Source organism: Cellulomonas sp. NPDC089187, from assembly GCF_040685135.1.
Lineage (GTDB): Bacteria > Actinomycetota > Actinomycetes > Actinomycetales > Cellulomonadaceae > Cellulomonas.
In genome coordinates this window covers 632,102-653,765 of the sequence record NZ_JBFBHI010000001.1, presented here as the reverse complement: position 1 = coordinate 653,765, position 21,664 = coordinate 632,102, and the positions used below count along the sequence as shown (strand labels likewise).

The 21,664-nt window shown below is 70.3% G+C and carries 22 protein-coding genes and 1 riboswitch; of the genes, 14 read left to right on the top strand and 8 right to left on the bottom strand.

All coding sequences use genetic code 11. The features are described from left to right. Positions 1 to 480 precede the first annotated feature (480 nt). The 9 genes from AB0N78_RS03175 to AB0N78_RS03135 all read left to right on the top strand — a co-directional run bounded on the left by AB0N78_RS03175 (position 481) and on the right by AB0N78_RS03135 (position 9,068). The gene (locus AB0N78_RS03175) at positions 481 to 897 is read left to right on the top strand and encodes a hypothetical protein (protein ID WP_363385732.1); all 417 of its coding nucleotides are present in this window, start codon (positions 481 to 483) and stop codon (positions 895 to 897) included. A gap of 82 nt (positions 898 to 979) precedes the next feature. Beyond that, positions 980 to 1,117: a hypothetical protein gene (locus AB0N78_RS03170; RefSeq protein WP_363385729.1), complete on the top strand. Its 138-nt coding sequence runs from the start codon at positions 980 to 982 to the stop codon at positions 1,115 to 1,117. Then, positions 1,114 to 1,203 carry a potassium-transporting ATPase subunit F gene (locus AB0N78_RS03165; RefSeq protein WP_363385726.1) on the top strand — a complete coding sequence of 30 codons (90 nt, stop codon included), beginning with the start codon at positions 1,114 to 1,116 and terminating at the stop codon, positions 1,201 to 1,203. The genes AB0N78_RS03170 and AB0N78_RS03165 overlap by 4 nt, the downstream gene beginning before the upstream one ends. Beyond that, positions 1,197 to 2,825 carry a potassium-transporting ATPase subunit KdpA gene (gene kdpA, locus AB0N78_RS03160; protein WP_363386229.1) on the top strand — a complete coding sequence of 543 codons (1,629 nt, stop codon included), beginning with the start codon at positions 1,197 to 1,199 and terminating at the stop codon, positions 2,823 to 2,825. The genes AB0N78_RS03165 and kdpA overlap by 7 nt, the downstream gene beginning before the upstream one ends. Further along, complete coding sequence (gene kdpB, locus AB0N78_RS03155; RefSeq protein WP_363385723.1) at positions 2,825 to 4,882, top strand: potassium-transporting ATPase subunit KdpB; 2,058 nt, start codon at positions 2,825 to 2,827, stop codon at positions 4,880 to 4,882. Before kdpA ends, kdpB begins: the two co-directional genes overlap by 1 nt. Before the next feature lie 13 nt (positions 4,883 to 4,895). Next, a complete protein-coding gene (kdpC, locus tag AB0N78_RS03150; protein WP_363385720.1) occupies positions 4,896 to 5,456 on the top strand; it encodes a potassium-transporting ATPase subunit KdpC in 561 nt (186 codons plus the stop codon). After that, positions 5,453 to 7,939 (top strand): DUF4118 domain-containing protein, encoded by a 2,487-nt coding sequence (locus AB0N78_RS03145; protein WP_363385718.1) that lies wholly within the window; start codon positions 5,453 to 5,455, stop codon positions 7,937 to 7,939. Before kdpC ends, AB0N78_RS03145 begins: the two co-directional genes overlap by 4 nt. Beyond that, complete coding sequence (locus AB0N78_RS03140) at positions 7,936 to 8,631, top strand: response regulator transcription factor (RefSeq protein WP_363385715.1); 696 nt, start codon at positions 7,936 to 7,938, stop codon at positions 8,629 to 8,631. Before AB0N78_RS03145 ends, AB0N78_RS03140 begins: the two co-directional genes overlap by 4 nt. A 123-nt stretch (positions 8,632 to 8,754) precedes the next feature. Further along, a riboswitch (cyclic di-GMP riboswitch) is annotated at positions 8,755 to 8,830 on the top strand. Positions 8,831 to 8,846: 16 nt separating this feature from the next. Beyond that, positions 8,847 to 9,068, top strand: coding sequence for a BldC family transcriptional regulator (locus tag AB0N78_RS03135; protein ID WP_363385713.1), 222 nt, complete (start codon positions 8,847 to 8,849; stop codon positions 9,066 to 9,068). A gap of 191 nt (positions 9,069 to 9,259) precedes the next feature. Here AB0N78_RS03135 and AB0N78_RS03130 read toward each other — a convergent pair whose 3' ends face one another. From AB0N78_RS03130 to AB0N78_RS03120, 3 genes are read right to left on the bottom strand one after another with little or no spacing between them, the layout of a single operon-like run. Further along, entirely contained in the window at positions 9,260 to 9,814 is a 555-nt protein-coding gene (locus AB0N78_RS03130) for a TetR/AcrR family transcriptional regulator (RefSeq protein ID WP_363385710.1), read from the bottom strand. Positions 9,815 to 9,827: 13 nt separating this feature from the next. Beyond that, complete coding sequence (locus tag AB0N78_RS03125) at positions 9,828 to 11,978, bottom strand: YhgE/Pip domain-containing protein (protein ID WP_363385708.1); 2,151 nt, start codon at positions 11,976 to 11,978, stop codon at positions 9,828 to 9,830. Positions 11,979 to 11,993: 15 nt separating this feature from the next. After that, the gene (locus AB0N78_RS03120; protein WP_363385705.1) at positions 11,994 to 12,851 is read right to left on the bottom strand and encodes an ATP-binding cassette domain-containing protein; all 858 of its coding nucleotides are present in this window, start codon (positions 12,849 to 12,851) and stop codon (positions 11,994 to 11,996) included. 177 nt (positions 12,852 to 13,028) lie between these two features. Between AB0N78_RS03120 and def the strand changes: the two genes are divergently transcribed. From def to AB0N78_RS03095, 5 genes are all read left to right on the top strand, one after another. Further along, entirely contained in the window at positions 13,029 to 13,517 is a 489-nt protein-coding gene (gene def / locus AB0N78_RS03115) for a peptide deformylase (protein ID WP_363385702.1), read from the top strand. Between the two features lie 143 nt (positions 13,518 to 13,660). Then, entirely contained in the window at positions 13,661 to 14,158 is a 498-nt protein-coding gene (locus tag AB0N78_RS03110) for a DUF3145 domain-containing protein (RefSeq protein ID WP_363385699.1), read from the top strand. Between the two features lie 143 nt (positions 14,159 to 14,301). Next, positions 14,302 to 14,775, top strand: a complete 474-nt coding sequence (locus AB0N78_RS03105) for an FMN-binding protein (RefSeq protein WP_363385696.1) — start codon at positions 14,302 to 14,304, stop codon at positions 14,773 to 14,775. Next, complete coding sequence (locus AB0N78_RS03100) at positions 14,762 to 15,640, top strand: FAD:protein FMN transferase (protein ID WP_363385693.1); 879 nt, start codon at positions 14,762 to 14,764, stop codon at positions 15,638 to 15,640. The genes AB0N78_RS03105 and AB0N78_RS03100 overlap by 14 nt, the downstream gene beginning before the upstream one ends. Then, positions 15,637 to 17,184: an oxidoreductase gene (locus tag AB0N78_RS03095; RefSeq protein ID WP_363385690.1), complete on the top strand. Its 1,548-nt coding sequence runs from the start codon at positions 15,637 to 15,639 to the stop codon at positions 17,182 to 17,184. Before AB0N78_RS03100 ends, AB0N78_RS03095 begins: the two co-directional genes overlap by 4 nt. On the opposite strand, the gene AB0N78_RS03090 is transcribed toward AB0N78_RS03095, so the two are convergent. The 5 genes from AB0N78_RS03090 to AB0N78_RS03070 all read right to left on the bottom strand — a co-directional run bounded on the left by AB0N78_RS03090 (position 17,185) and on the right by AB0N78_RS03070 (position 21,535). Continuing rightward, a complete protein-coding gene (locus tag AB0N78_RS03090) occupies positions 17,185 to 17,823 on the bottom strand; it encodes an SMI1/KNR4 family protein (RefSeq protein WP_363385688.1) in 639 nt (212 codons plus the stop codon). A 65-nt stretch (positions 17,824 to 17,888) separates the two neighbouring features. Next, positions 17,889 to 19,127 carry a beta-ketoacyl-ACP synthase II gene (gene fabF / locus AB0N78_RS03085; protein WP_363385685.1) on the bottom strand — a complete coding sequence of 413 codons (1,239 nt, stop codon included), beginning with the start codon at positions 19,125 to 19,127 and terminating at the stop codon, positions 17,889 to 17,891. Between the two features lie 94 nt (positions 19,128 to 19,221). Continuing rightward, positions 19,222 to 19,470 carry an acyl carrier protein gene (locus AB0N78_RS03080; protein WP_168630888.1) on the bottom strand — a complete coding sequence of 83 codons (249 nt, stop codon included), beginning with the start codon at positions 19,468 to 19,470 and terminating at the stop codon, positions 19,222 to 19,224. 77 nt (positions 19,471 to 19,547) lie between these two features. Then, on the bottom strand, positions 19,548 to 20,552 hold the full coding sequence (locus AB0N78_RS03075; RefSeq protein WP_363385681.1) for a beta-ketoacyl-ACP synthase III: 1,005 nt from the start codon (positions 20,550 to 20,552) through the stop codon (positions 19,548 to 19,550). Continuing rightward, on the bottom strand, positions 20,549 to 21,535 hold the full coding sequence (locus AB0N78_RS03070; RefSeq protein ID WP_363385678.1) for an ACP S-malonyltransferase: 987 nt from the start codon (positions 21,533 to 21,535) through the stop codon (positions 20,549 to 20,551). Before AB0N78_RS03070 ends, AB0N78_RS03075 begins: the two co-directional genes overlap by 4 nt. Positions 21,536 to 21,664: the final 129 nt, after the last annotated feature.

Here is a 21,664-nt window from a genome sequence, read left to right as displayed (position 1 = left end):
CGAGCTGCGCGACGGCGGCCGCCGGAATGGGCGAGCGAACTCGGAGCTGGCGGTCTCTGCGACAGCCGATGCGCTCGTGCGGATCGACGCGACGCACGAGCGTGTGATGCGGGATTGGGCGTAGGGCGACGTGGACGGGCCACTGGTAGTGGGTGCGTACGACACCGACGGCTGGTTCGGCGACCAGCTGGCCGATGAGGTTCCGGACGAGGGCTTTGTGGTCGATCGCTCGTCCGTTCAGGTCGACGTCGACCTGTGGAGCGAGAGCCCAGTTGCCTGTTCGTCGTAGCGGGCGGGCACTGACATGTCGCCGGGTCCGGATATCGCGCTCGATGCGGCTGGAGGGTCGTCGCCCCCGCGTACCTCACTCACTGTCACCCCCACACAGCGCCGGACCTGCGGCAGCGCTACTCAATTCAGCCGATCCACCCCCGACCAGGGGGTACACCTGGACCTCACACGCCGACCGGGGGAGAACGCATGCTGCAGGAGTTCACGATCGAGCGTGAGTCGGCCCGGGTGGCGCTGCGCCGCGATACTCGCCATGACCTCCGCCTGGTGATCGCCCTGCTGCTCCCGCTGGTGATCCTGGTGTTCGGCCTGGTGAACCGCTGGTGCCTGCTGGCCGCCGTCGTCCTGTGTGGCATCGGGATCGTCCGCCCGCTGCGCGATCTGCCCCGTCAGCTACGCACCGCGTGGTCCATCGCCGCCGATCAGGCTCTGCCTCTGACGATGATCGCCGCGACCAGCGCACTGTTCCTGGTCGCTGCTTGCCTCGGGATCGTGATGACGGTCGCTGCTGACCCGTCGCTGGAGATGGTGGCTGCGGTGTGTGTGACACCGCTGTTCAGCGCGCTGTGGGGCCGGGTTGCGGGTATCGCCGTCAGGGGTGTGTGAGTAGGGGCCGCGTGCCCGTATGGAATCCGTGAGGACGCTCGCCCCGCGCCCAGCGTCGGGAGTCTGATCGACCTGTGCCGCGATGTCGGCACCCGGGTGGCAGCCGCCCCCGGTCGTCGATTCATCGGGAGTCCTCGTGCTCGACCTGGTCTTCGTGCTGGGCGTCCTCGTCCTCTTCGCTCTGGTGAGCGTTGTCGCGGTGGGGGTCGAGAAGCTGTGATCGTCCTCGACCTGGTCGCGGCCGCACTGGGGGTGGCCGCGGTGGCCTACCTGGTGTGGGCGCTGGTGAAGCCGGAGCGATTCTGATGTGGGCCGCGGTCGCGCAGGTGGCGACGGTGGTGATCGTGCTGGCGGCGATGCATCGACCGCTGGGCGACTACCTGGCGCATGTGTACACCTCCGGCAAGGACTGGCGGGTGGAGCGCGGGCTGTACCGGCTGTTCGGGGTGGACCCGACGGCTGAGCAGTCCTGGCGCACCTATCTGCGCGGGCTGCTGGCGTTCTCCCTGCTGGGGGTGCTGCTGCTGTATCTGCTGCAGCGGGTGCAGAGCTGGTTGCCGGCGAGTCTGGGGTTGGGGGCGCCGTCGCCGCATCTGAGCTTCAACACGGCGATCTCGTTCATGACCAACACCAACTGGCAGTCCTATGCGCCGGAGTCGACGCTGGGGCACACGGTGCAGGCGACCGGGCTGGCGGTGCAGAACTTTGTGTCGGCGGCGGTCGGCATGGCCGTCGCGGTGGCGCTGGTGCGGGGGTTCGCCCGGCGGCGCGCGGGCACCATCGGGAACTTCTGGGTGGATCTGACCCGGAGCGTGACGCGGGTGCTGCTGCCATTGAGCGTGCTGGCGGCGCTGGTGCTGGTGGCCGGTGGGGTGATCCAGAACTGGCACGGCTTCACCGAAGTGACGACGGTGGTGGGGGACACCCAGTCGATCCCGGGCGGTCCGGTGGCCTCGCAGGAGGCGATCAAGCTGCTCGGCACCAACGGCGGCGGGTTCTTCAACGCGAACTCCGCGCACCCGTTCGAGAATCCCTCGGCGTGGACCTCGCTGGTGGAAGTGATCCTCATGCTGGCGATCCCGTTCAGCCTGCCGCGCACCTTCGGCCGGATGGTCGGCAGTGTGAAGCAGGGCTACGCGATCCTCGGGGCGATGGCGGCACTGTTCCTGGTGTCGCTAACCGTGCTGACCGCGCTGGAGCTCAGTGGCGGATCGATGGAGGGCAAGGAGCAGCGCTTCGGCATCGCCGGGACGACGCTGTTCGGTGCGACCAGCACGCTGACCTCCACCGGCGCGGTGAACGGCATGCACGACAGTTTCAGCGCCCTGGGCGGGATGCTGCCGATGCTCAACATGATGCTGGGCGAGGTGGCACCGGGCGGGGTCGGCTCGGGGCTGTACGGGATGTTGATCCTCGCGGTGATCGCGGTGTTCATCGGCGGATTGATGGTCGGTCGGACCCCGGAGTACCTGGGTAAGAAGATCGGCCCGAGGGAGATCAAGCTGGCCGCGCTGTACATCCTGGTCACGCCGACGCTGGTGCTGGTCGGCACGGCGATCACGGTGAGCATCCCGGGCATCCGCGAGCTGACCGCCAACCCGGGGATGCACGGCTTCAGCGAGATCCTTTACGCCTTCACCTCGGCGGCCAACAACAACGGGTCGGCCTTCGCCGGGTTGACCGCGAACACGCCCTGGATGAACACCGCCCTGGCGGTGGCGATGCTGCTGGGCCGGTTGCTGCCGATCGTGTTCGTGCTGGCGCTGGCCGGGTCGTTGGCTGCGCAGGACACCGTTCCGGAGACCGCGGGGACGCTGCCCACCCATCGGCCGCAGTTCGTCGGCCTGCTCGCGGGCGTCACGGTGATCGTGACCGCCCTGACCTACTTCCCGGTGCTGGCACTGGGTCCGCTCGCGGAAGGACTGTGATGACCACCCTGATCGCACCCCCTGAACCGGAGACCCCGGTCCGTGGTGCCGGTACGCGCACGGCTGTCGGGCGGGAGCAGCTGCGGGATGCGTTCCGCAAGCTCGACCCGCGCGTGATGTGGCACAACCCGGTGATGTTCGTGGTCGAGGTCGGTGCGGTGCTGACCACGGTGTTGGCGGTGGCCGAACCGTTCCTGGGCGGCCCGCAGGACTCCGGTGGCACCCGCATCCCGGTGACCTTCACCGCGGCCATCGCGGTGTGGCTGTGGTTGACCGTGCTGTTCGCGAATCTGGCGGAGGCGGTGGCCGAGGGTCGGGGCAAGGCCCAGGCGGACAGCCTGCGTCAGACCCGGACCAGCACGGTGGCGCATGTCGTCGCAGACGTTGACGCCACCGAGTGGACCGAGCGGTCGTCGGCGGACCTGGTGATCGGTGACCTGGTGGTGGTCAGCGCCGGGGAATTGATCCCGGGCGACGGCGACATCGTGCAGGGCATCGCGTCGGTGGACGAGTCGGCGATCACGGGGGAGTCCGCGCCGGTGGTGCGCGAGTCCGGCGGCGACCGCAGTGCAGTGACCGGCGGCACGCGGGTGCTCTCGGACCGGATCGTCGTGCGGATCACCTCGACGCCGGGTCAGACCTTCGTGGATCGGATGATCGCGCTGGTCGAGGGTGCATCCCGGCAGAAGACGCCGAATGAGATCGCGCTGAACATCCTGCTGGCCAGCCTGTCGGTGGTGTTCGTGGTGGTGGCGCTGACCCTCGGACCGATTGCCGGGTTCTCCGGTGCGGCAGTGAGTGTGCCGGTGCTGGTGGCGCTGCTGGTCTGCCTGATCCCGACCACCATCGGGGCGCTGCTGTCCGCCATCGGCATCGCCGGGATGGACCGGCTGGTGCAGCGCAATGTGCTGGCGATGTCCGGTCGTGCGGTGGAGGCCGCCGGGGACGTGACCACGCTGCTGCTCGACAAGACCGGGACGATCACCTACGGCAACCGGCAGGCGGTGGCCTTCCGACCGCTGACCGGGGTGTCGGAGCCGGAACTGGCGGAGGCGGCGGCGCTGTCCTCGCTGGGCGATCCGACCCCGGAGGGCGCGAGCATCGTGACCCTGGCGGCGCAGCAGGGCATCACCCCCGTCGCGACCGGCACCCTGGTGCCCTTCACCGCCGAGACCCGGATGAGCGGGGTCGACCTGCCGGATGGCACGGTGATCCGCAAGGGCGCCGGGTCGGTGATGGTGACGGCCCCGGAGTTGGACGGCATCGTCGAGGAGATCGCCCAGCAGGGTGGCACTCCGCTGGTGGTGGCGGTGAACGACCGGCCGCTGGGTGTGGTGCATCTGAAGGACGTGGTGAAGACCGGCCTGCCGGAGCGGTTCGCCGAGCTGCGCTCGATGGGTATCCGCACCGTGATGATCACCGGGGACAACCCGCTGACCGCACGGGCGATCGCCGCCGAGGCCGGGGTGGACGACTTTCTGGCCGAGGCCACGCCGGAGGACAAGCTGGAGCTGATCAAGCGTGAGCAGGCCGGCGGCAACCTGGTCGCGATGACCGGGGACGGCACCAACGACGCCCCGGCGCTGGCCCAGGCGGATGTCGGCGTGGCGATGAATACCGGCACCTCGGCCGCCAAGGAGGCCGGGAACATGGTCGACCTGGACTCGGACCCGACCAAGCTGATCGACATCGTCCGGATCGGCAAGCAGCTGTTGATCACCCGCGGCGCACTGACCACGTTCTCCATCGCCAACGACGTGGCCAAGTACTTCGCGATCATCCCCGCGCTGTTCGCCGGGGTTTTCCCTGCCTTGGACGTGCTGAACATCATGCGGCTGTCCAGCCCGGCCTCGGCGATCATGTCGGCCATCGTCTTCAACGCGCTGGTGATCGTCGCGCTGATCCCGTTGGCGCTGCGCGGAGTGAAGTACCGGGCACTGCCCGCCTCGGCGATTCTCGGCCGCAACCTGCTGGTCTACGGACTCGGCGGTGTGGTGGCCCCCTTTCTCGGCATCAAGCTGATCGACCTGGTCGTCAGCCTGCTGCCCGGCTTCTGAGCTGGAGCGAATGATGAATCTGCGTACCTTCTGGCCCCAGCTGCGGGTCGCGCTGCGCGTGTTGCTGGTCGCCACCGTGGCCCTGGGCGTCGGCTACCCCCTGTTGGTCACCGGGGTGGCACAGCTGGCGATGCCCGGCCGGGCGAACGGGTCCCTGGTGACCGACCAGGACGGCCGCACAGTCGGCTCGGCACTGATCGGACAGTCCTTCGACGACGACCCGCGCTACTTCCAGCCGCGACCCTCCGCGGCGGGTGACGGCTACGACCCGACCGCCTCCGGGGGCAGCAACCTCGGACCGACCAACCCGGAGCTGGCCGAGGCCATCGCCGAGCGTCGGGCCGCCGGAGCCAGCACCGACGACGCGGTGACCGCCTCCGGTTCCGGGCTCGACCCGCACATCAGCCCGGAGAACGCCCGCTCGCAGATCGCCCGGGTCGCGCAGGCGCGGGGGCTGCCGGAATCGGAGGTCGCGTCGCTGGTCGAGGCTACGATCACCGGCAGGCAACTGGGCTATCTGGGGGAGCCGACCGTGAACGTCCTGACACTCAACCTCGCGCTCGACGCCCGGTGAAGCGCGGCCGGCTCCGAGTCCTGTTGGGCGCTGCGCCCGGCGTGGGCAAGACCTACGCCATGCTCGAGGCCGGCCGCGACCTGCTCGCCGACGGGGGGGATGTGGTCGTGGCCGTGGTGGAGACCCACGGCCGCGCCGCCACCGCCGCCCTGGTCGACGGGTTGGAGGTGATCGAGCGTCGTCGGGTGGAGCACCGCGGCGTGGTGTTGGACGAGATGGATCTGGACGCCGTCCTGGCCCGGGCGCCGCAGGTGGCGCTGGTGGACGAGTTCGCGCACACCAACGCGCCGGGCTCGGCGCACGCCAAGCGGTGGCAGGACGTCGAGGCGCTGCTCGATGCGGGCATCACCGTGTTGACCACGGTGAACATCCAGCACATCGAGTCGTTGAACGACGTGGTGCGCACCATCACCGGAGTGCCGCAGCGCGAGACCGTGCCGGACGACCGGCTGAGGGCCGCCGACCAGATCGAGCTGGTGGACCTGGCACCGCAATCGTTGCGGGACCGACTGGCCGAGGGGCAGGTGTACCCGGCCGAGCGGGTGGACGCGGCCCTGTCCCACTACTTCCGGCTCGGCAATCTGACCGCGCTGCGTGAGCTGGCACTGCTCTGGCTCGCCGACGAGGTCGACTCCGCACTGCGCAGCTACCGCACCGAACATGCCATCGACGCCCCCTGGGAGGCGCGCGAGCGGGTGGTGGTGGCGCTTACCGGTGGCCCGGAAGGGGAGACCCTGCTGCGCCGCGGTGCCCGGATCGCCGCGCGCAGCGCCGGTGGTGAGCTGGTGGCGGTGCATGTGACCTCGCAGAGCGGATTGCGCGACGGGAGCCCGGGGGCGCTCGCGGCCCAGGCAGCGTTGACCGAGCAGCTGGGCGGCAGCTTCCACCAGGTGGTGGGGGAGAACGTGCCGGAGACCCTGGTGGACTTTGCCCGGGCGGCGAATGCCTCGCAGCTGGTGATCGGGATCAGTCGGCGCAGCCGGTTGTCCGCGCTGCTGTCCGGGCCGGGGATCGGTGCCACGGTGATCCGCGCCGCCGGGGCTATCGATGTGCACATCGTCAACCATGAGCAGGCCGGTGCACGTCGGTCGGTGCTGCCACCGCTGGGTGGGGCTCTGACCATGCGGCGACGGGTGATCGGGTTGCTGCTGGCACTGGTCGCCGGTCCGCTGGTGACCGCAGGACTGCGCGCCACCCGCACCGAGGACACCCTGGTCGGCGATGTGCTGGCCTATCAGCTGCTGGTCGTGGTGGTGGCGCTGGTCGGTGGGCTGTGGCCGGCGCTGTTCGCGGCGGTGCTGTCCGGGCTGACGCTGGACTTCTTCTTCATCGACCCGCTGCACACCATCACCATCGGTGAGCCGAAGCATGTGGTCGCTCTCTTGCTCTACATCCTCAACGCGGTGCTGGTGTCCTATGTGGTCGATCAGGCCGCCCGGCGCACCAAGGCCGCCGAACGCTCTGCTGCGGAGTCCGAGCTGCTCAGCACGGTGGCCGGGGGAGTGCTGCGCGGGCAGGATGCGGTGGCGGCGCTACTGGCCCGGGCGCGGGAGTCCTTCGGATTGACCGCGGTCCGGCTGCGCGCCGTCGACGGTCCGGTGCTGGCCGCCGACGGCGACTGGCCCCCGGACCCCGAGCCCGCCTGCACACCCGTGGACGAGCGCACGGTGCTCGAACGGGTCGGGCCTGATCTGGACGCCTCCGGCACCCGGTTGCTCGCCGCAGTAGTCGCCCAGCTGGCCGCCGCCCTGGAACAGCAGCGGCTGCGCGCCACCGCCGAGGAGGTCGGCCCACTGGTGGAGACCGATCAGGTGCGCTCGGCGCTGCTGTCCGCGGTGAGCCACGACCTGCGTCGACCATTGACCGCCGCCACTACCGCCATCGGCTCGCTCCGGCAGTCCGATGTCACCTGGTCCGCCGAGGACCGCGCGGAGCTGTTGGCCACCGCGGACGAGTCGCTGGGCACGCTGACCGCGCTGGTCACCGATCTGCTGGATGTCACCCGGTTGCAGGCAGGGGTGCTGGGCGTGACCCGGCTGCCCACCGATGTGGACGAGGTGATCCTGCCGGCGCTGGACGAGCTGGGCCTCGGCCCGGATGACGTGGAGCTGGACCTGGACCCGGCGCTGCCCCTGGTGGCGGCCGACCCGGCGCTGCTGCGACGCGTGCTGGTGAACATCCTGGCCAACGCCGTGCAGTTCAGCCCGGACGCCCGGCCACGGGTGACCACTAGCAGCTTCGGTGACCGGGTGGAGATCCGGGTGGTCGACCACGGCCCCGGTGTGGACGCCGACCGGCGCAATGAGCTCTTCGTGCCCTTCCAGCGCTTGGGCGACACCGACAATCTGACCGGCCTCGGGCTGGGCCTGGCCCTGTCCCGGGGCTTCACCGAGGGGATGGGTGGCACGCTCACCCCGGAGGACACCCCCGGTGGTGGCCTGACGATGGTGGTCGCACTGCCCGTGGCGGAGGAGGCACCGTGAAGATCCTGATCGCCGACGACGACCCGCAGATCCTGCGCGCCTTGCGGATCACCCTGCGCGCCCGCGGCTATGAGGTGATCGTCGCCACCGACGGGGTGCAGGCGGTCAACCGGGCCATCGAGCATCACCCGGACCTGTACCTGATCGACCTCGGGATGCCGAATCTGGACGGGGTGGAGGTGATCACCGGTCTGCGGGGTTGGACCGCCGCGCCGATCCTGGTGGTCTCCGGTCGCACCGGCTCCGCGGACAAGGTCGAGGCACTGGATGCCGGCGCGGACGACTACGTCACCAAACCGTTCAACATCGACGAGCTGCTGGCCCGGATACGTGCGCTGAGCCGTCGGGTCGAGGGCACCACACCGACCAGTGACGCCGAACCCCTGATCCGGATCGGTGCGAGCACCATCGACCTCACCGCCACCACGGTCACCCGGGACGGCGTTCCGGTCCGGCTGACCCCCACCGAATGGCGGGTGCTGGAGATCCTGGTTCGCCATGCCGGTCGGCTGGTGACGCGGCAGACCCTGCTGGCGGATATCTGGGGGTCGGAGCACGTCACCGACACCGGCTACCTGCGGCTCTACCTGTCACAGCTGCGCAAGAAGTTGGAGCCCGACCCGGCCGCCCCGCGCTACCTGCTCACCGAACCGGGAATGGGCTACCGCTTCGACCCGACCGGCGGGATGTGACTCAGGACACATGAGCCGTTGACCCGTCAGGCAATCGCTTGCCGGGTCCGCGACCTGCGGTTCTGTCCCTACTCGGGCGGTACTTGCCGATCTGTCCGTTTTCGGGTTAGCGTTCTCATCGTTGAGCGACAACGGCAAACCCGCTGCGAGGCGGGGACGCAAAGCCACGGGACCCATGCAGGTCAGCCGGGCTACCGAACCGACGAGGAGCAGTCATGACCTTCCCCATTGAGACCCGCCCGCAGGCCTCCGCACTCCTCACCCCCGGTGAGGTCGCAGTGATGTTCCGGGTCGATCCCAAGACCGTCACCCGTTGGGCCCAGGCCGGCAAGCTCTCCGCCGTCCGCACCCTTGGCGGGCACCGCCGCTTTCTGGAGTCCGAGGTGATGGAGCTGCTCAGCACCGTCCCGCACCAGGTCGCCGCCGCACGGATCTGACGCCCACGCGACCGGCCCCGCCGCCCCGTCCGGGCAGCGGGGCCGGTCGCATGTCAGAGCCGTGCCCGCCGCCGAGTTCGGTGTCGGTGTCGCGAGGTCGGTGCCGTCGCATCCGACCTCGGCGCCGGAGCACCGAACTCGGCACCGCGGCGCGGGGTTGATCGGTCGGCGGGGACCGGGCGTCCGGGGGCTCAGAGCGGGTCGAGGATGGTGGACAGCACCGCGCGTCGCACCTCGACGATGGAGCGTTCCGGTTGGAACGCGAGCCACTCCAGCCCGGCCACCAGCGTCGCGCCGAACAGGGTCGCGGCGGTCAGCGAGGGATCGCGCTGCGGCCAGCTCTCCGCCACCACCTCAGCGAACACTGCGAAGGAGCGGTCGCGGACCTGCCGGATCGACTCCTCCCACTCCCGTCCGGTGCGGAAGACCTCGGCGGTCATCAGCTTCGCGAAGTCCGGGTGAGTGTGGATCTGCTCCAACAGCTCGTGCACCAGCGCGCCCACTGCGCGGCGACCGGTCAGCCCCTCACGGGCGGTGCGCAGCGAGGTGGTCAACCGCTCCACGCCGTCATCGATCAGACTCTCGAACAGCGCGGTCTTGGAACCGAAGTTGTAGAACACCGAGCCCTTGGCCACCCCGGCCGCCGTCGCGATGTCGTCGACGGAGGTCGCGGTGAACCCCCGGTCGGCGATCAGCGAGATGGCCGCCCGCTGGATCAGCTCCCGGGTGGTGAAGGTGTCACTCATGGCGCACAGCGTCTCAGATGCTCAGCGCCGGGTGCAGACGGTCCAGGGTCCAGGTCCGCATCCGTCCGGCCCGCCAGGAGGTGACCGCCAGCGACCCGATGGTGAAGGCGAGCAGCGCGGCCACCGACAGCCACAGTCGTCCCTCGGTCCCGCCGGTGAACAGTTCGCGCAGTCCGGTGATCGCATAGGTCATCGGCAGGTAGGGGTGCAGGGTCTGGAAGATCTGCGGCGTGGTCTCCACCGGGTAGGTGCCCGATGCCGAGGTCAGCTGGATCATCAGCAGCGCGATGATGGCGACCTTGCCCGCCGCGGAGCCGAGCACGGCGGTGAGCATCTGCTGCACCGCCAGGAACGCCGCGGCGATCAGCACAGTGAAGGCGAAGGTGCCGACCGTCGTTGACCAGCTCAGCCCGAGACCCAGATGGACCACCGCCAGCAGCACTGCAACCTGGGCCACCCCGATCAGCACCGCCGGGGCATAGCCGGACAGGGCGATCCGCCAGCCCGGCACTGGTGCGGCCAGCGCACGGGTGGGCAGGGGGCGCAGCAGCAACCAGGTGATCAATCCGCCGACGAACAGTGCCAGCGGGATGAAGAACGGCGCGAAGCCCTCGCCCATCGTGGCGGAGCTGGCGATGTCGGTGTCCTCGGTCTGCACCGGGGTGGCGATCGTCTCGGCGCGCTGGCCGCGGGTGGAGTCGTCGTCATCGGGCAGCTGGGCGGCACCCTCCGCGAGGGAGTCGGCGAGCTGCTGGGAGCCGTCGGTCAGCTGGGTCGAACCGTCGGCGAGTTGGGCGGTGCCGTCCGCCAGGGTGCCGGTGCCCTCGGCCAGGGTGCCGGCCCCGTTCGCCAGGGTCTGTGCGCCGGAGTCCAGTGTGCCGACCTTGCCGTCCAGGGTGCTCACCCCGTGCGCGAGTGTGGCGGCGGCGGTGGCGGCCTGTGCGGTGCCGTCGGCGATCTGCCGGGCACCAGCGGACAGTTCGGTGGCACCGGTGGACAGGGTGCCTGCGCCGCTGGACAACGTGGCGGCACCGTCGCGGACTTGATGGGCACCGTCCACCAGCGTGGTCAGTGCGGTCGGGTCCAGGGTGGCCTCGGTGAGGGGTGCCGCCTGCGTGTGGAGGTCGGTGACCGCGGCCCGCAACGCGGTGGCGGTGGCGGTGTCCCCTCCGGCCTCGGCCTGCGCGGCCATCGTGAGCAGCTGACTGCCCAGGTTGGTCAGCTCGGTGCTCAGCCCGGGCAGGGCGGCGGCGACCGGGGTCAAGGTGGTGGCCAGTTGGTCGACCCCGTCGCTGACCCGACTCGCCCCGGCGGCCAGATCGCCGGAGGCAGTGGACAGGGTGCTCGCCCCGGAGGCCAGTTCCGCGGACTTCTCGGCCAGAGTGCCGGCCCCGGTTGCCGCCGTGCCGATGCCGGTGGACAGCTGCGCGGCACCCTGCGACAGCTGGTGGGTGCCGGTGGACAACTGTGCGGTGCCGTCAGCGAGGGTGCTCGCGCCGCTGGACAGGTCGGCGGCCCCGTCGGCGGCGGTGCTGGCCCCATCGGAGAGCTGCTGCGCCGCACCGGAGAGCTGTCCGCTGGCCGCGTTCAGCGTGAGTGCCCCGTCGGAGGCTTGCGCGAACCCGTCCCGGGCCGAGCCCAGTCCGACCAGCACCTGATCGACCGCCTGCTCGCCGATGGTCGCGGAGACCGCCGCACGGATCTGGGTCATCGCGCTGCGCCCGAGGGTTGAGGCCAGGTAGGAGTTGGCGTCGTTGTACGTCACCTGAAGCTGCGCCGGGGTTGGATCGGCGCCGCCCGCCGAGGCGATGTCGGTGCTGAACTCGGCGGGGATGGTCACCGCGAAGTAGTAGCTGCCGTCCTTCACCCCCGCGGCGGCGTCAGCGGCGTCGGTCTGCCGCCAGTCCAGCGCATCCGACGCGATCAGCTCGTCCACCACGTCATCGCCCGCGGTCAGCGCCGCGCCGTCCTGGTCGGTGGCTCCGGTGTCCGCGTTGACCAGGGCGACCGGCAGGCGGTCCAGGTTCCCGGTCGGGTCCCAGTACGCCCACAGGTACAGCGCCCCGTACAGCAGCGGGATGCAGATCATGGCGACGATGGCCAGCTTCGGCAGTCGTCCGCGCCGGAATCGACGCAGCTCGGTGCCGGTCAGAAAGGAGAACATCTCAGCTCCGGGGATTCAGGCGGGGATGGCGTGCGGGCCGGTGGCGAGCGTGACCAGCTGGGGCGGGGTGCTCCAGGGCACCCGGGCGGCCTCGTCCAGCGAGGCGACCGCGGCGATGACGGTCAGACCGTCGGCAGCGAGGGCCTCCAGCCGGGACCAGACCGTGCGGCGTCGTTCGGTGTCATGCACCTGGTCCACGTCGTCAACGACCAGCAGCTCGGGGCGCTGCACCATCGCGAGCGTGATCCGCAGCAGCATTCGGTCGACCTCGTCCAGGTCCCAGACCACGGTGCTCACCCGGGGCAGCGGGCGTTCGCCGAACACGGCGGCGGCCAGCGATCCGAACTCCCGCTGCGTGACCCGTGCGGTGCGGCGGTACCAGGGGGACAACCAGCGCAGCCGTTCGCGCACCAGGTCACCCACCGTCACCGAGTCGTCCAGCTCATCGATCCCGGCGAAGCCCGCCACGGCGACCCGCTTCTGTACGGCAGTGCGCCGACGGGGGAGCGGCTCGCCCAGCACGGTGAGGTCGCTGCCCCGGTCCGGGGTCATCCGCCCGGCGAGGGTCAACAGCAGGCTCGACCGCCCCGCCCCCTGCGGGCCCTGCACCAGGGTCAGAGCGTCGGCGGAAAGGTCCAGGTCGACCGGGCCGTAGACCGTCCCACGCGAACCGTGCAGACGCAGGTGCCGGGCGACGACGGCGGAGCGCGGCGGTGTGGGCTCGGTGTCTGGGGCCTCGTCCACCGTGTCGGTGTCCTCGGTGTGTTCCGATGCCTGCTCGCTGGGCACGTGCTCCGCCTCGAACGGCATCGCGGCAGTGTCGTCGTCCTGCCGTGTCGAGGTCGCTGCCTGGTCGCTGTGCTCGTGCGTCACCACACCGCCTCCGTAATCAAACTGACCGGTCAGTACAAACGCTACGTCGCGAGTGTCATGTCTGTCGCGCCGGACCGCGGGTGATCTGTGCCACCCCGCGTCCGACGGTGACGTGCCGACCCGGCATCTCCGCGCGCCCATCCGCCCGCACCGTCCGGACGTGAAAGAATCGGCGGCATGGCGATGAGAGACATCCGTGTGGTCGGTGATCCGGTGCTGCGCACCCCCTGCGAGCCGATCACGACCATCGACGACCGGGTGCGCGGGCTGGTCGAGGACCTGCTCGAGACCGTGGACACCGACGGGCGCGCCGGACTTGCCGCCAACCAGATCGGCGTGAGCCTGCGCGCGTTCTCCTGGAACATCGACGACGAGCTCGGCTACGTGCTGAACCCGGTGATCGTCGAGCTCAGCGAGGACGAGTACCAGGACGGTGACGAGGGGTGCCTGTCCGTCCCGGAACTGTGGTTCCCGACCAAGCGCGCCTGGTACGCGCGGGTCGAGGGCACCGATCTGGACGGCAAGAAGGTGACGGTGGAGGGCGTCGAGCTGATGGCGCGGTGCCTCCAGCACGAGGTGGACCACCTGGACGGGTATCTCTACATCGACCGCTTGGAGCGCTCGGTGCGCAAGAAGGCGATGCGCGCCATCCGCGAACAGTTCTAGAACTCTCATGAAACGCCGCGGGGTGGTGCGTGCCACCCCGTGTGCGGCATGATCGGATATGCACGCCGCGTGACCGTGCATCACCCGCAGCGGGTGAGAGGTCGTTGGGGAAGACGAACCTCGAACCGTCTGGGAGGGATGACATGGCTGGTGCGATCGCCCGCGGTGTTCTTTTCGTGCACTCGGCACCCCGTGCTCTGTGCCCGCACCTGGAGTGGGCAGCGGGCAATGTCCTGGGTGTGCGCGTGTCCCTGGAGTGGACCGATCAGCCTGCCGCACCCGGCATGTTCCGTGCCGAGCTGTCCTGGCAGGGTCCGCAGGGCACCGGCGCGCGCCTGGCCTCGGCGCTGCGGGGATGGACCCACCTGCGCTACGAGGTGACCGAGGACGCCAGTCACGGTGCGGACGGGGCTCGCTGGAGTCACACCCCCGAGCTCGGCATCTTCCACGCCCAGACCGATGTGCACGGCAATGTCGTGGTGCCGGAGAACCGGATTCGCGCTGCGCTTGAGTCCGCTGATGCCCGCACCCTGCGTGAGGAGCTGGATCTGGCGCTCGGTCAGGCGTGGGATGACGAGTTGGAGCCGTTCCGCTATGCGGGTGCCGGTGCTCCGGTCCGCTGGCTGCACCGCGTCGGCTGATCGGCTGAAATCCACCCGTCCCAACCGGGACGCAACGGTCACTCCCAGGCAATCCGCAGGAATCGCCCCTAGCGTCATGACCGTTGGATCCGTTCGGATTCAACTGTCAGGCCGTCCGCGGCCCCGCCAGGGAGGACCCGACCATGAACCGCACCCTTCGACGTCGCAGTCTGATCGCGCTCTCCGGGCTGTCCGTGGCGGTGACGGTAGCCGCCTGCGGCAGTAATGCCGATGCGGTGGACGGCGCGAATGGCGACGCAGCCGATATCGGTGCCAGCGACAGTAGTCAGAACTCCGACAGCACTGACAGTGCTGCCACGGACTACGCAGATGGCAGCTACAGCGCGGCGGGCAGCTACTCCGCGCCCAGCGGGCAGGAGAACATCGAGGTCGACCTCACTGTCGCCGACGGCGTGGTCACCGAGGTCACCGTCACTCCGGAGGCCACCGACGGCACCGCCGCGCGGTTCCAGCAGGACTTCGCCTCGGCGGTCGCGGACCAGGTCGTGGGGCAGGAGCTCGCCGGGCTCAGCGTGGACAAGGTCTCCGGCTCCTCACTGACCGGCGACGGATTCAATGCGGCGCTCGACCAGATCCGAGCCGATGCCACGGCCTAGCGTCCGCTTTCAGGCGATCGGCACGCACTGGGTGCTGGATACCGACCGCGAGCTGGACCTGGACGACCTGGGAGCCGTGCACGATCTGATCGCGCGCTTCGACGCCACCTGGTCGCGGTTCCGCGGGGACTCCTGGGTGTGCCGGGTCGCCGCCGCGGGTCCGGGGGAGTACGACCTGCCCGAGGACGCCGAGCCGATGCTGGCCGCCTATGACGCCGCCGCGTTGTGCACCGGCGGTGCAATCTCGCCGCTGGTCGGTCGTGCACTGGAGGATCTGGGCTACGACGCGGGCTACCGGTTACGGCCTGTCCGGGATGAGGACGGCAATCTGGCCTCGCGTCCGGCACCCCCGTGGTGGCAGGTCCGCCGGTCCGGTGGCCGGATCGCGCTGGACAGTCCGGCGTTGATCGATGTCGGTGCGGCAGGCAAGGGCTACCTGGTTGACCTGGTCTCCGGGGTGCTGAGTGAGCGCGGCGTGCGCGAGTACATCGTCGACGCCGGCGGTGACATCCGGGTGCAGGGTGAACCGGTGCGGGTGGCCCTGGAGGACCCGAGCGACCCGACGCGGGCGCTGGGCATCGTGCGGATCGCGAATGAGGCCATCGCCGGTTCGGCACCGAACCGTCGAGCCTGGGGCCCGGGTCTGCACCACGTGCTGGATGCGCGCACCGGTCGACCCACCGACCGGGTGCTGTCTACCTGGGCGATCGGGCCGGATGCGCTCGCCGCCGACATCGCTGCCACCGCGCTGTTCTTCGCCCACCCGGACCTGGTGGCCGCGCGGTTCGGGGTGCAGTACGTGGTGTTGGACGCCGACCGGCGACTGCGCTGGTCGCTCGGCATCGACGGGGAGATGTTCACATGATCGCGGGTGCCACGGCCTGGCTGGACGAGCGGCTGGGCCGGATCTCGATGTACCGCCTGCTGACGCTCGGTCTCGGGTCCATCGCGGTGATCGCGGTGCTGTTGGGCGCGACGGGCACCCTGGCCTTTGCGCCGCTCGACATGCTGCTGAGCCTGGCGGTGGCGGTGGCGTCCTCGGCAGTGTCCGGGTTCTTGATCGCCCGGGCTTTCCGGGTGGAGCCGCATGCCGAGTCCACCCTGATCACCGGACTCATCCTGTTCTTCCTGTTCTGGCCGACCAGCGAGCCGCGCTATCTGGGTGCGCTGGCGTTGGCGGCGGTGCTCGCGAACCTGAGCAAGTACGTCATCGCCTGGCGCGGTCGGCACCTGCTGAACCCGGCCGCCGCGGGTGCGCTGGTGATCGGCCTGTCCGGGTTGGATGTCGCCACGTGGTGGGTGGCGGACCGGGCGCTGCTCATCCCGGTGCTGGTGCTGGCGGTGCTCATCGTGGCCCGCACCCGGACCGTGGCACTGGTGGGCGGCTTCACCGTGGTCGCGTTGCTGGCCATCGCGATCCGGCTCAGCGCGGAGGGGCAGGCCCTCGGGCCCGCACTGTGGACCGTGGTCACCTCGTACCCGGTGCTCTTTCTCGGTGCGGTGATGCTCACCGAGCCGCTGACCCTGCCGCCGCGACGCTGGCAACGGCTGGTGGAGGCGGCGCTGGTCGGGGTGTTGCTGGCCATCCCGTTCACCATCGGACCGGTGGCGAGCAGCCCGGAGCTGGCGTTGGTCGTCGGGAATCTGTTCGCCTTCGCCTGGGGGCAGCGCGGCGCGATCCGGCTGACCCTGATCGAGAGCAGACGCATCGGGCCGCGTACCCGGGAACTGCGGCTGCGCGCGGACCGTCCGCTGCGGTTCCGTCCGGGGCAGTACCTGGAACTGACTGTGCCGCACGACCACCCGGACGCCCGCGGCACCCGACGGGTGTTCAGCATCTCCTCGGCCCCGGGGGAAGGCGAGCTCACCGTGGCGCTGACCATCCCGGAGCGGCCGAGCAGCTTCAAACGTGCACTAGCGGACCTGCCCGTCGGTGCCCCACTGCGCGCGACCGGGGTCGCCGGAGACTTTCTGCTGCCCGATGACCGGCGTCCCGTCCTGCTGATCGCCGGGGGGATCGGCGTCACACCCTTCGCCAGCCAGATCGCCGCGGGCATCACGGGCACGCCAGCCACAGCCAAGGACTCGGGCGAGGGGGAGACCACGCGCGACGCGGTGCTCCTGCATGCGGTGGCCGACCACGGGGATCTGGCCTATGCCGACGTGTTCCGCGCTGGCGGGGTCCGCGTGTTGGTCGCCTCGCCGACGCCCCAGGCGACGCTCCCGCCCGGGTACCTGCACCTGGGGATCGACCGGCTCACCGTGGAGGCCCTGATCGAATCCGTGCCGGACCTCGACCTCCGGATCGCCTACGTCTCCGGGCCGCCCGCCATGGTCGATCACACCCGGGCGCTCCTGCGGGCTGCTGGGGTCCGGCGGGTCCGGACGGACGCATTCAGCGGCTACTGATCACGCCGTCCACGGCTCGGTCGGCGCGTACGGCGCGAAGGAACCGATGGCTGTGCGGCCGGGGTCGAGGATGCTGTCCAGCCACAGCCCGTACCAGTCTGTGAACGTCATCGGCGTACCGGTACCCGGATGCCGCAACGGGAAGATGCCGGTGCCGTCCTGCCACGGGTACCACCACACCTGCCCCGCACAGGCACCGCGCAGCACGAGCAGGCTGTGCATCCCGCAGCCTTCGTCATTCAGCACCGTGACCCCGCGATAGACCGCGTCCAGGTGCGCGCTGATCGAGGCTTCGACGGCGTCGTCGTCCTCGGGATCGGCCGGAGGGTCCACCAGGATCGGCCGACCGCTCACGCCGGGGAACTCGCCGGGCTCAGGCACGGGCAACTCGTTGGAGACGGTGAACGGGTTCAGGCCGTAGCCCGGACCGGCACCGCCGTCCGCCGCCTGCAGCAGGAACGCGCGGTAGTCCTCCGGGAGCAGGACGTCCAGATCTCGTTCAATCTCTGCCATACGCTCGGGCGGCATCGGTGCGTTGAGCCGGTACCCGTGGCCGCGATGACCAGCACCGAAGACGGCGCGCTCTGGATCTTCCCGGCGCGCACGGTCTAGGCGGGCCAGCAGATCGTCGGTGTTCATCTCCCCACCGTAGCGACGGCCCGGACACCCCGAGGGGGCATCCGGGCCGTCGTGAGTGTGTGCCGTCAGTGGTTCGTGACCACCAGGGCCACGTTGTGCCCACCGAAGCCGAAGCTGTTGTTGATCACCGCGAGGTCGCCGGAGGGCAGGTCGCGGGGCACATCCCGGACCAGGTCCAGGGTCAGCTCCGGGTCGGGGGTGACCACGTTGATCGTCGGCGGGGCCTTGCGGTCGGCGATGGCCATCACGGAGAACAGCGTCTCCAACGCGCCGGCGCCACCGAGCAGGTGACCGGTCATCGACTTGGTGGCCGACACCACCGCACCGTCCGCCGCCGACCCGAGGGTGGCGCTCACCGAGCGGGCCTCGATCAGGTCGCCGACCTTGGTGGAGGTGGCGTGGGCGTTGACGTGCCGGACGTCCTCGGGGGTGACATCGGCGTCCTTGAGGGCCATCCGCATCGCGGCGATCTGCCCACGACCGTTCGGCTCGGGGGAGGTGATGTGGTACCCGTCGGAGGACAGACCGACACCGGAGATCTCCGCGTAGATGTGCGCGCCACGAGCCTTGGCGTGCTCCTCGGACTCCAACACCAGGATCGCGGCACCCTCACCGATCACGAACCCATTCCGGTCAACGTCATAGGGGCGGCTCGCGCCCTGCGGGTCGTCGTTGCGGGTGGACAGGGTGCGGCTCGCGGCGAAGGCGGCGATCGGCATCGGGTGGATGACGGCCTCGGTGCCACCGGCGACCACGACGTCGGCCCGACCAGCCCGGATCATGTCGACCGCGTAGCCGATCGCCTCGGCACCGGAGGCACAGGCGGAGACCATCGCGTGCGCACCGGCGCGGGCACCCAGCTCCAGCTCCACATAGGCGGAGGGGGAGTTCGGCATCAGCATGGGCACGGTCATCGGCAGGACGCGACGGGCACCCTTCTCCCGCAGGGTGTCCCAACCGTCGAGCGTGGTCCAGATGCCGCCGATGCCCGAGGACACCACCACACCCAGCCGCTCCAGCTCCATCTCCGGCGCACCAGCGTCCGCCCAGGCCTCACGGCTGGCGATCACCGCGTACTGCGCGGAGGGGTCCATCTTCTTCAGCTCCGGCCGGGCCAGGACCTCGGCGGGGTCGACCTTGATCGTCGCCGCGAAGTTGACCGGGATGTCGTACTTCTCGGCCCAGTCGTTCTGCATGGTGCGGGCACCCGAGACCCCGGCCAGGGCGGCCTGCCAGGTGCTCGCGGCGTCCCCGCCGAGGGGCGTGGTGGCGCCGAGGCCGGTGACGACGACTCGCGTGCTCATGGTGTGGCTCCTGTCAGGGGTATGGGGCGAAATGCGCACCGGGGTCGCGCCGTGCCGCGGCACAGCACGACCCCGGTTGATGCGAGGCGGCGGCTCAGGCCTGCGCGCCCTCGATGAACTTCACGGCGTCGCCAACGGTGGCCAGGTTCTTGACCTCGTCGTCCGGGATCCGGACCTCGAACTTCTCCTCGGCGAGGGTGACGATGGTCATCATCGACAGCGAGTCGATGTCCAGGTCGTCGGTGAAGGACTTCTCAGGCAGGACGGAGTCGGTGGGCAGGCCGGTCTCCTCGCTGACGATCTCGGCCAGTCCGGCGAGGATCTCCTGCTCGGTGTGCGCCATCGGTTTCTCCTTGTGTGTGTGGTGCGCTCCGCGCGGTCGGCGGAAGCGTGGGAACTGTACTGCGGTCGAGGCCCTGGTCAGGGGAGCACGACCACCTGTGCCGCGTAGACCAGACCAGCACCGAAGCCGATCTGCAGCGCCAGCGCGCCGGACTCCACCTGACCCTCACGGATCAGCCGCTCGGTGGCCAACGGGATGGAGGCGGCGGAGGTGTTGCCGGTGTCGGCGATGTCACGGCCGACGACGACGCTCTCCGGCAGCTTCAGCTGCTTGATCATCTGGTCGATGATCCGCATATTCGCCTGGTGCGGGATGAAGGCGTCGATCTGGTCGGCGGTCACGCCCGCGGCGTCCAGGGCCTTCTGCGCCACCGGGGCCATCTGCCAGACCGCCCACTTGAAGACGCTCGGGCCCTCCTGCCGCAGGGTCGGCCACCCGGCACCGTTGTCCCGGACGTCGAGCCAGGAGTGCGTCTGCCGGATCGCCTGCGACTGACCGCCGTCCGAACCCCAGATGGTCGGGCCGATGCCGGGGATGTCGGACGGGCCGATCACCACAGCGCCCGCGCCGTCACCGAGCAAGAACGAGATGCTGCGGTCGGTCGGGTCGATGAAGTCGCTCATCTTCTCCGCGCCGATCACCAGCACGTGCCGGGCGTTGCCGGAGCGGACCAGGGCATCCGCCTGGCCGACGCCGTAGCAGTAGCCCGCGCAGGCGGCCGAGATGTCGAAGGCCGCCGCCGGGGTCGCGCCCAATCGGTCGGCCAGGATCGCCGCGCCGGAGGGCGTCTGGTGGAAGTAGGTCACCGTCGACAGGATCACCGCGTCGATGTCCGCGCCGGTCAGCCCCGCGTTGGCGATCGCCTCGCGGCCAGCCTTCTCCGCCAGGTCCAGCACGTCAGTGTCCGACCCAGCGCGGGTGCGGGTGACGATGCCGGTGCGCTGGCGGATCCACTCGTCCGAGGAGTCGATCGGGCCGACCAGGTCGTCATTGGGGACGACATTCTCCCCGCGGGCGGCACCCAGGCCAAGGATCCGCGTGTGGGCGGGGCCGGTGGCCTGGGTCAGGGTGGGACGGGTCACTTCGCGGTCTCCTGGGATCCATCGGTGTGCAGGTGCGCCGCAACCAGATCGCGGGCGGCGGGCAGATCCTCCGGCGAGGTGATCGCCACGGTCTCCACCCCGGGCAGGCTACGCCGGGCCAGGCCCTTGAGGACACCACCGGGGGCGAGTTCCAGCAGTCCGGTCACCCCCAGTTCGGCCATCGTCGACTGGCACAGGTCCCAGCGGACCGGCGCGGCGATCTGCCGGACCAGCGTGCCCACCACATCGGCGTCGTCGGCGTAGACCGAGCCGTCGGCGTTGGTCAGCAGGCGGGTGCGTGGCGCGGCATGCGGCCAGTCGGCGGCCACCGTGGCAAACGAGTCCAGCGCGGACTGCATGAACGGGGTGTGGAACGCGCCCGCGACCTGCAACGGCACCACACGGGTCCCGGCCGGCGGGTTCTGCGCGAAGGCGGCGATCGCATCCAGGGCACCGGCGGCGACGATCTGGCCCCCACCGTTGATGTTGGCGGGCCACAATCCAGCGGCCTCGATGGCGGCGGTGACCTCCTCCGGCGCACCGCGCAGCACCGCGGTCATTCCGGACGGCTGTGCGGCGGCGGCCTCGGCCATGAACCGGGCGCGCTGGGCGACCAGGCCGACCGCACCGGCGTCGGTGAACACCCCGGCCACTGCGGCCGCGGCGAACTCGCCCACCGAGTGTCCGGCGGTGACCTCGGCCAGCGGCGCACCGTCCGCGCGTTGCTGCCCGGGGATCGGCTCGGCCGCGATCAGGTCCTCCAAGGCCCGCAGCGCCAGCAGCGACGCCGACACGATCAGCGGCTGCGCCACCGCGGTGTCCCGGATCGTGTCCGCGTCCGACGTGGTCCCGTGGACGGTCAGGTCGATCCCGGCGGCCTCGGAGAAGGCGGCCAGTCGGTCAGCGGTGCCGGGCAGCTCCAGCCAGGGGCTGAGCATGCCGGGGGTCTGGGCGCCCTGTCCCGGGCAGACGATCGCAAGCACCCGACCACTCTGCCCGGTCCGCCCCGATCCGGGGCCACACGACCCGCACCAACCTGCTGGCGGGGGATTGTGTGCGTCCCACAAACCCGGGCCGGTGGTGCCGAGTTCGGTGCTCCGGTGCCGAGTTCG